6 protein-coding genes are annotated in these 9,030 nt (G+C 69.7%); 3 read left to right on the forward strand and 3 right to left on the reverse strand.

Features of this window, described 5'->3' with window-relative positions; translation table 11 throughout:
* Positions 1–10: 10 nt before the first annotated feature.
* From ABZV00_RS25905 to ABZV00_RS25915, 3 genes are read right to left on the reverse strand one after another with little or no spacing between them, the layout of a single operon-like run.
* Positions 11–2,401 carry an aerobic carbon-monoxide dehydrogenase large subunit gene (locus tag ABZV00_RS25905; protein ID WP_355610398.1) on the reverse strand — a complete coding sequence of 797 codons (2,391 nt, stop codon included), beginning with the start codon at positions 2,399–2,401 and terminating at the stop codon, positions 11–13.
* Positions 2,398–2,946: a (2Fe-2S)-binding protein gene (locus tag ABZV00_RS25910; RefSeq protein ID WP_355610400.1), complete on the reverse strand. Its 549-nt coding sequence runs from the start codon at positions 2,944–2,946 to the stop codon at positions 2,398–2,400. The genes ABZV00_RS25905 and ABZV00_RS25910 overlap by 4 nt, the downstream gene beginning before the upstream one ends.
* A 2-nt stretch (positions 2,947–2,948) precedes the next feature.
* Entirely contained in the window at positions 2,949–3,821 is an 873-nt protein-coding gene (locus tag ABZV00_RS25915) for a xanthine dehydrogenase family protein subunit M (RefSeq protein WP_355610402.1), read from the reverse strand.
* Between the two features lie 118 nt (positions 3,822–3,939).
* Here ABZV00_RS25915 and ABZV00_RS25920 point away from each other — a divergent pair, with 118 nt between their 5' ends.
* The 3 genes from ABZV00_RS25920 to ABZV00_RS25930 form a co-directional block, all read left to right on the forward strand.
* Entirely contained in the window at positions 3,940–5,013 is a 1,074-nt protein-coding gene (locus ABZV00_RS25920) for an XdhC/CoxI family protein (protein ID WP_355610404.1), read from the forward strand.
* Positions 5,014–5,152: 139 nt separating this feature from the next.
* A complete protein-coding gene (fdh, locus tag ABZV00_RS25925; protein ID WP_355610406.1) occupies positions 5,153–8,428 on the forward strand; it encodes a formate dehydrogenase in 3,276 nt (1,091 codons plus the stop codon).
* A 3-nt stretch (positions 8,429–8,431) separates the two neighbouring features.
* Positions 8,432–9,030: 4Fe-4S dicluster domain-containing protein (locus ABZV00_RS25930; RefSeq protein WP_355610408.1), on the forward strand; the 599-nt coding region annotated here is incomplete at its 3' end.

Genomic DNA, 9,030 nt, shown 5'->3' on the forward strand with positions numbered 1-9,030 from the left:
GTCGCCTCCCTCAGATCGGCGGACGGGCCTGGCCGCGCATCGCGTCCCAGACCCGCGACGGCGTCAGCGGCATGTCGGCGTGCCGTACGCCGAAGGGCTTCAGGGCGTCCACGACGGCGTTGACGATGGCCGGCGGCGAACCCACCGTGGCGGACTCGCCCACACCCTTCGCGCCGATCGGGTGGTGCGGCGACGGGGTGACGGTGAAGCCGGTCTCCCAGTCGGGCACCTCCAGCGACGTCGGGATCAGGTAGTCCATCAGCGACGCGCCGAGGCAGTTGCCGTCCTCGTCGAACGCGATCATCTCCATCAGCGCCATGCCGACCCCGTCGGTCAACCCGCCGTGCACCTGCCCCTCGATGATCATCGGGTTGATCCGGGTGCCGCAGTCGTCGACCGCGATGAACCGCCGCACCGTCACCTGCGCGGTGCCCGGGTCGATGTCCACCACGCAGATGTACGCGCCGTGCGGGTACGTCAGGTTGGACGGGTTGTAGCAGATCTGCGCCTCGAGCCCACCCTCGATGCCCTCGGGCAGGTCACCGGCGCCGTGCGCGCGCAGGGCGATGTCCTGGATCGTGACGGACGTGCCCGGGTCGCCCTTGACGTGGAACGCGCCCTTGTCCCACTCCAGGTCGGCCACCGAGACCTCGAGCATGCCCGAGGCGATGATCCGGGCCTTGTCCCGGACCTTGCGGGCCACCAGGGCCGCCGCCGCACCCGACACGGGCGTCGAACGGCTGCCGTACGTGCCGAGGCCGAACGGGGTGTTGTCCGTGTCGCCGTGCAGCACCTCGATGTCGGCCGGCGGGATCCCGATCTCCTCGGCGACGATCTGCGCGAACGTCGTCTCGTGCCCCTGGCCTTGGGACTGCACGCTGAGCCGTACCACGGCCTTGCCGGTCGGGTGGACGCGCAGCTCGCAGCCGTCCGCCATGCCCAGCCCGAGAATGTCCATGTCCTTGCGAGGGCCGGCGCCGACCGCCTCGGTGAAGAACGCGATGCCGATGCCCATCAGCTCGCCCCGGGCCCGCTTCTCCGCCTGCTCGCGGCGCAACTCGTCGTAGCCGGCCATCTCCATCGCCAGCCGCATCGTCGGCTCGTAGTTGCCCGAGTCGTACACCCAGCCGGTCTTCGTCGTGTACGGGAACTGCTCCGGCTGGATGAAGTTCTTCAGCCGCAGCTCGGCCGGGTCCATGCCCAGCTCGTCGGCGAGGCAGTCGACGATCCGCTCGACCAGGTAGACGGCCTCGGTGATCCGGAACGAGCAGGCGTACGCCACGCCGCCGGGCGCCTTGTTGGTGTAGACGGCCGTCATCTTGCAGTAGGCGGCCTCGATGTCGTAGCTGCCGGTGAAGACCCCGAAGAAGCCGGCCGGGTACTTCACCGGCGCGGCGGTGCCGTTGAAGGCGCCGTGGTCGGCCAGCACATTGGTGCGGATGCCGAGGATCCGTCCGTCGCGGGTCGCCGCGATCTCACCGCGCATGATGTAGTCGCGGGCGAAGCCGGTGCTGATCAGGTTCTCCGACCGGTCCTCCATCCACTTCACCGGCTTGCCGGTGACGATCGAGGCGACGATCGCGCAGACGTACCCGGGGTAGATCGGCACCTTGTTGCCGAACCCGCCGCCGATGTCCGGCGAGATCACCTGGATCTTGTGCTCGGGGATGCCCGCGACGATGGCGTAGAGGGTGCGGTGCGCGTGCGGCGCCTGGGTGGTCGACCAGAGCCGCAGCTTGCCGTCGACGGCGTCGAAGTCGGCGACCGCCCCGCACGTCTCCATCGGCGCCGGATGCACCCGGGGATAGACGAGATCCTGCGTCACCACGACGTCCGCGCGCGCGAACACCGCCTCCGTGGCCGCCTCGTCGCCGGTCTCCCAGTCGAAGCAGTGGTTGTTCGCCTTGTCCGCGAGGTCGTCGCGGATCAGCGGGGCACCCGGCTCCAGCGCGCGACGGGCGTCGATCACCGGGTCGAGGATGTCGTACTCGACGTCGATCAGCTCCAGCGCGTCGCGCGCCGCGTACCGGTCCTCGGCGACGACGAACGCGACCTCCTGGCCCTGGAAGCGCACCTTGTCGGTGGCGAGCACGGCCTGCACGTCGTTGGACAGGGTCGGCATCCAGGCCAGGCCCTGCTGCGCCAGCATCGCCCCGGTCACCACCGCCTTGACCCCGGGTGACGCCTCGGCGGCGCTCGTGTCGATGCTGACGATCCGGGCGTGCGCCACCGGCGACCGGAGGATCGCGAGGTGCAGCATGCCGGGCAGTTGAACGTCGTCGACGTACCGGCCGCGACCGCGGATGAACCGCGGATCCTCCTTGCGCAGCATCCGGCCGTACCCGACGGGCTTCTGGTCGTTGTCGTGGAAGGTGTCCACGCGCTCGTGCACGGTTGTCATGCGACGGCCTCCGCGGGCTGGCCTGCGTCGGCGATCTCGCCGGCTTCGGTCGATTCGGTGGTCTCGGTGACCCGGGCCGCGGCCTCCGCCTCGGCCACGGCGGCCCACCGGACCGAGCGGACGATCGTGGCGTAACCCGTGCACCGGCAGATCTGACCCGAGATCGCCTCGCGGATCTCCGTCTCGCTCGGGTCCGGGTTCCGGTCGAGCAGCGCCCGCGCGGTCATCATCATCCCCGGCGTGCAGAAGCCGCACTGCAGGCCGTGGCACTGCATGAAGCCCTGCTGGATCGGGTCGAGCTCTGCGCCCTTGGCGAGACCTTCGACGGTGCGCACCTGGTGGCCGCCGGCCATCGCGGCGAGGACGGTGCACGACTTCACCGGCTCGCCGTCCAGCCAGACCACGCAGGTGCCGCAGTTGCTGGTGTCGCAGCCCCAGTGCGTGCCGGTCAGGCCCAGCACGTCCCGCAGGAAGTGCACCAGCAGCAGCCGGGCCTCGATCTCGCGGGTGACCTCGACGTCGTTGACGGTCATCGTGACCTGCATGCTCAGCTCCTCGCCCGTTCGACGGCCCGGCGCAGGGTCCGCCTGGTCAGCTCGGCGGCCAGATGCCGCTTGTAGTCGGCGCTGCCGCGCTGGTCAGTCGCCGGGTCGCAGCTACGCGCAGCGATCGCCCCGGCCTGCTCGAACAGACTCTCCGAGGGCTCCTGGCCGCGCAGCGTCGCGGAGATCTCCGGGATGCCCGTCGTGTTCGGGCCGACCGCCGCGAGCCCGACCCGGGCGTCCACGATCGCGCCGTCGTCGAGCCACACCGCCGCGCCGGCCGACACCACGGCCCAGTCGCCGGCCCGGCGCTCGACCTTCTCGTACGCGCTGCCGCAGCCCGGCCGCACCGGCAGCCGGATCTCGACCAGGATCTCGCCGTCGGCGACGGCCGTCTCGTACGGCCCGACGTGGAACTCCTCCATGGACACGACGCGCTCCGCACCGCCCGGACCACGGATCACGCACCGCGCGTCCAGCGTTGTGCAGACCGCCGAGAGGTCCTCGGACGGGTCGGCCTGGCAGAGCGAGCCGCCCAGCGTGCCCCGGTTGCGTACCACCGGGTCGGCGATCACCCGTTCGGCGTCGGCGAAGATGGGGAACGCCGCGGCCAGCTCGGTGGAGTCGAGCAGCTCCCGATGCCGGGTGAGCGCGCCGATCCGTACCTCGTCCGGGCCTGTCTCGATGTAGCCGAGTTCGGCGTGCAGATCGTTGATGTCGATCAGGTAGTCGAAGTTGGCCAGCCGCAGCTTCATCATCGGCAGCAGGCTGTGCCCGCCGGCGATCAGGCGCGCTGTGCCGCCCAGCCGCTCCAACAGGCTGATTGCATGGTCCACACTGGTGGCTCGCTCGTACTCGAACGGTGCCGGCACCTGCATGTCGCACCTCCGCAGTCCGGGAAAATCTCATCCCGACGCGGGCCAAAGTCAACGGCGACCTAAGCAACTGCTTAGGTCGCCGTTGACGGTGCCGCCGGGGCTCACGGATCGTGCGGCCATGCGGGACATCGTTGACGGGTTGACGGGCTGGCGCACGGCCGGCGTCGCGTTCGCCGTCGCGACCGTCGTCCGTACCTGGCAGTCGGCGCCTCGGCAGGCCGGCGCGGCGATGGCCGTCTCCGCCCACGGCGAGGTCCTGGGCAGCATTTCCGGCGGCTGCGTCGAGGGGGCCGTCTACGACCTCTGCCTGACCTCCGTCGAGACCGGCGAGGCCCGCACCGAGACCTTCGGTGTCAGCGACGACGACGCGTTCGACGTCGGCCTGACCTGCGGCGGCACCATCCAGATCCTGGTCCAGCCGGACGTCGCCCTGACCGAGCCCGACGAGGTGCTCGCCGCGATCCGCGACGGCCGGCCGGTCGCCACGGCTTCGGTGGAGAACGCGCAACTGGTGATCTGGCCCGACCGGGTCGCGGGCAGCCTCGGCGCGGGCGACCTGGATGACGCGGTGGCCCGGCAGGCGGCCGGCATGCTCGCCCTCGGCGCCACCGGCACGGTGCACCTGGGTCGGCAGGGGGAGGAGCGACTCGACGACGTGTCCGTGTTCGTGCAGTCGTACGTGCCCCCACCCCGCATGATCATCTTTGGGGCGATCGACTTCGCCGCCGCGATGGCCCGGATCGGCCGGTTCCTCGGCTACCACGTCACGGTCTGCGACGCCCGCCCGGTGTTCACCACCCGTACGCGCTTCCCGGACGCCGACGACCTCGTCGTCCAATGGCCGCACAGGTACCTGGAGTCGACGTCCGTCGACGACCGTACGGTGCTCTGCGTCCTGACCCACGACCCGAAGTTCGACGTACCGCTGCTTGAGGTCGCCCTGCACACCCCGGCTCGCTACATCGGCGCGATGGGCAGCCGGCGTACGCACGTGGACCGGCTGCGACGGCTGCGCGAGGCCGGGGTGAGCGAGGCCGCGCTGGCCCGGCTCTCCTCGCCCATCGGGCTGGACCTGGGCGCGCGAACGCCGGAGGAGACGGCCGTGGCGATCGCCGCCGAGATCGTCGCCCAGGCCTGGGGCGGCTCGGGTCGCCCGCTCAGCGACCTGGAAACCCCGATCCACCATTCCTGATCGACCGCGAGCGATCGGCACGGTGGCCGCCGCACCCTGGCGTACGAGCGGTTGCTGCGGGATCCGCTGCGGGCCGGACGGCTACTCATCTATTGTCAGTCTGTTCATGTTTTATCGCTTTCGTCGGAAAGGTGCAGCGATGGGGGTGCGCCGCTGGGTCGAAAGCTGGCCGCTCTACCGTCAGCTCACCGGCACGGACCCGCTCGGTCGAGGCGCCGCGGCCAAGTCCGCCGGCTCCCTGTCGCTCACCGCCCGCACCGACACGGCCGACTCGGTGGCCAAGTCCGTCTGCCCCTACTGTGCCGTCGGTTGCGGTCAGCGGGTGTTCGTCAAGGACGGGCAGGTCAGTCAGATCGAGGGTGATCCGGACAGTCCGATCTCGCGGGGTCGGCTCTGTCCGAAGGGCGCGGCCAGCAAGAGCCTGGTGACCAGCCCGTTGCGGCAGACGACCATCCGCTACCGCCGGCCGTACGGCACGGAGTGGGAGGACCTCGATCTCGACACGGCGATGAACATGATCGCCGACCGGGTGTTGGCGGCCAGGGAGGAGACCTGGGAGGACGTCGACGCGCAGGGTCGGCCGCTGAACCGGACGCTGGGTATCTCCAGTCTGGGTGGGGCGACGCTGGACAACGAGGAGAACTACCTCATCAAGAAGTTGTTCACCGCGATGGGGGCGCTCCAAATCGAGAACCAGGCCCGTATTTGACACTCCTCCACCGTTCCCGGTCTGGGGACCAGTTTCGGTCGTGGCGGTGCGACGGATTTCCAGCAGGACATCGCCAACGCTGACGTGATCGTCATTCAGGGTTCGAACATGGCTGAGGCGCATCCGGTGGGTTTCCAGTGGGTGATGGAGGCCAAGCGGCGCGGCGCGAAGGTGTTCCATGTCGATCCGCGGTTCACCCGGACCAGCGCGTTGGCCGACTCGTACCTGCCGATCCGGGCGGGCACGGATATCGCCCTGCTGGGTGGGGTGGTGCGCTACATCCTGGACAACGAACTCGACTTCCGCGAGTACGTCGTCGCCTACACCAACGCCGCGACGATCCTGACCGAGGAGTTCCGCGACACCGAGGATCTGCACGGGCTCTTCTCCGGCTTCAAGGAGGAGAACGCCAGTTACGACCAGTCCAGCTGGCGGTACGAAGGGCAGCGGCAGCACGCCCGGACCCGCGACACCGAAACCCAGCGGGAGACTGCGGCCGGGCTGGAGCACGAGTCGCACGGCGCACCGGTCAACGGGCAGACCCTGCGGGACGAGACGTTGCAGCATCCGCGTTGCGTGTACCAGGTCCTGAAGCGGCACTTCGCCCGGTACACGCCGGAGATGGTGGAACGGGTCTGTGGCATTCCGCAGGAGAGGTTCCTGGAGTTGGCGCAGGCTTGGACGGCGAATTCCGGCCGGGAACGTACCGGGATGCTGATCTACTCGGTGGGGTGGACGCAGCACAGCGTGGGCGTGCAGTACATCCGCACCGGCGCGATCATCCAACTGCTACTCGGCAACATGGGCCGCCCCGGTGGCGGGGTCATGGCGCTGCGGGGGCATGCCAGCATCCAGGGCTCCACGGACATCCCGACGCTGTTCAACCTGCTGCCCGGCTACCTGCCGATGCCGCACCACGCCGACCACCCGACGTTCGACGAGTGGGTCGACAGCATCCGCCACCCCGGCCAGAAGGGCTTCTGGGGTAACGCCCGTGCCTACGGCGTGAACCTCCTCAAGGCGTACTGGGGGGACGCGGCCACCGCCGAGAACGACTACTGCTACGGCTACATGCCCCGGATGACCGGCGACCATGGCACCTATCAGCAGGTGCTGAACATGATCGACGGAAAGATCAAGGGGTACTTCCTGCTCGGGCAGAACCCGGCGGTGGGTTCCGCGCATGGCCGCGCCCAGCGGCTCGGGATGGCCAACCTCGACTGGCTCGTGGTCCGCGACCTGTTCATGATCGAAAGCGCCACGTTCTGGCAGCATGCGCCGGAGATCGAGACTGGCGAGATCGTGCCCGAGGAGTGCCGTACGGAGGTGTTCTTCCTGCCCGCCGCCTCGCACGTGGAGAAGGAGGGCACGTTCACCCAGACCCAACGGCTGCTGCAGTGGCGCGAGAAGGCCGTCGAACCCCCGGGCGACGCCCGCTCCGAGCTGTGGTTCTTCTACCACCTCGGCCGCATCATCAGGGAACGACTGGCACAGTCGACGCAGCCCCGCGACCGCGCGCTGCTCGACCTGAACTGGCACTACCCGACGCACGGGCCGAATGCCGAGCCGAGCGCCGAATCGGTGCTGTACGAGATCAACGGCTACGAGGTGGCCAGTGGTCGACCGCTGTCGACGTTCACCGAGATGAAGGACGATGGTTCCACCGCCGGTGGCTGCTGGATCTACACCGGCGTCTACGCCGACGGCGTCAACCAGGCCGCCCGCCGCAAGCCCGGCGCGGAGCAGGACTGGGTCGCCGCGGAGTGGGGTTGGGCCTGGCCGGCGAACCGGCGGATCCTCTACAACCGCGCCTCCGCCGACCCCGACGGCAAACCCTGGAGTGAGCGCAAGAAGTACGTCTGGTGGGACCCGCAGAAGGCCGAGTGGACCGGCTACGACGTGCCGGACTTCGAGAAGACCAAACCACCGTCCTACCGGCCGCCCCCGGACTCCTCAGGCGTGGCCGGGATCGCCGGTGACGACCCGTTCGTCCTCCAGGGCGACGGCAAGGGCTGGCTGTACGCGCCCACCGGCGTGCTCGACGGGCCGATGCCCACCCATTACGAGCCGGTCGAGTCACCGGTGCGCAACCCGCTCTACCGCCAGCAGGCCAACCCGACCCGCAAGGTCTACACGCATCCGATCAACACGCTCAACCCGAGCCCACCGGAGCCGTACAGCGAGGTGTTTCCGTACGTGTTCACGGTCAGCCGGCTCACCGAACACCACACCGCCGGCGCGATGAGCCGCACGGTCGGCCCGCTGGCCGAGCTGCAACCGGAGATGTTCGTCGAGGTGTCGCCGGAACTTGCGGTCGAACGAGGGCTCAACCACCTGGGCTGGGCCCACCTGGTCAGCGCCCGCGCGGCCATCGAGGCACGGGTGCTGGTGACCGACCGGCTCACCCCGCTGCGGGTGGACGGCCGGATCATCCATCAGGTCTGGTTGCCGTACCACTTCGGCTTCGAGGGTCTGGTGACCGGCGACTCGGCCAACGACCTGTTCGGCATCAGCCTCGACCCGAACGTCCTGATCCAGGAGAGCAAGGTCGGGACCTGTGACGTTCGGCCCGGTCGACGCCCGAGAGGCCAGGGCCTGCTGGACCTCCTCGTCGACTACCGACGGCGGTCGGGGGATCTCAGCCCGCACTATCCACCGCAGGTCACGACCGACGCCGCCGACAGCGGCCGCGACCCGGAGGTCTGACCGATGCCCCACGCCAACAGCCTGTACGGACCGCTCGACCCGGCGCCCGACGCCGGCTACGAGGACGCCCCGCCGCGGATGGGGTTCTTCACCGACACCAGCGTCTGCATCGGCTGCAAGGCGTGTGAGGTGGCCTGCAAGGAGTGGAACGGGGTGCCCGGCTCCGGCCTGGACCTGCTCGGCATGTCCTACGACAACACCGGGGCGCTGACCGCGAACTCGTGGCGGCACGTCGCGTTCGTCGAGCAGTCGCGCCCGGCCGGCTGGGCGACGCCGGCGTTCGAGCATGAACCAGACGGGCCGCCGGTCAGCCCGAGTACGGCGGCGGTCGGCGCGCGTACCAGCACCGACACCGGGACGGATCCGGGTCTGCCGTCCGGCTCGCCGCCGGCAGCGGCCCGGATGGCCGCCGGGCCGGAGTTCCTCGGGATGCCGGGTGCGCAGCCGCCGGGTCGGGGCATCGGCGCGGAGGGGCGCAGCGATTTCCGTTGGTTGATGATGTCGGACGTGTGTAAGCACTGCACGCACGCGGCCTGCCTGGATGTCTGTCCGACGGGTTCGTTGTTCCGGACGGAGTTCGGGACGGTGGTGGTGCAGGAGGA

Source organism: Micromonospora sp. NPDC005173 (assembly GCF_040608515.1).
In the GTDB taxonomy this organism is placed as follows: domain Bacteria; phylum Actinomycetota; class Actinomycetes; order Mycobacteriales; family Micromonosporaceae; genus Micromonospora.

Coding starts and splice junctions, on each gene's coding strand:
- ABZV00_RS25905 (WP_355610398.1), bottom strand. CDS start 2,401: ATGACAACCGTGCACGAGCGCGTGGACACCTTCCACGACAACGACCAG.
- ABZV00_RS25910 (WP_355610400.1), bottom strand. CDS start 2,946: ATGCAGGTCACGATGACCGTCAACGACGTCGAGGTCACCCGCGAGATC.
- ABZV00_RS25915 (WP_355610402.1), bottom strand. CDS start 3,821: ATGCAGGTGCCGGCACCGTTCGAGTACGAGCGAGCCACCAGTGTGGAC.
- ABZV00_RS25920 (WP_355610404.1), top strand. CDS start 3,940: ATGCGGGACATCGTTGACGGGTTGACGGGCTGGCGCACGGCCGGCGTC.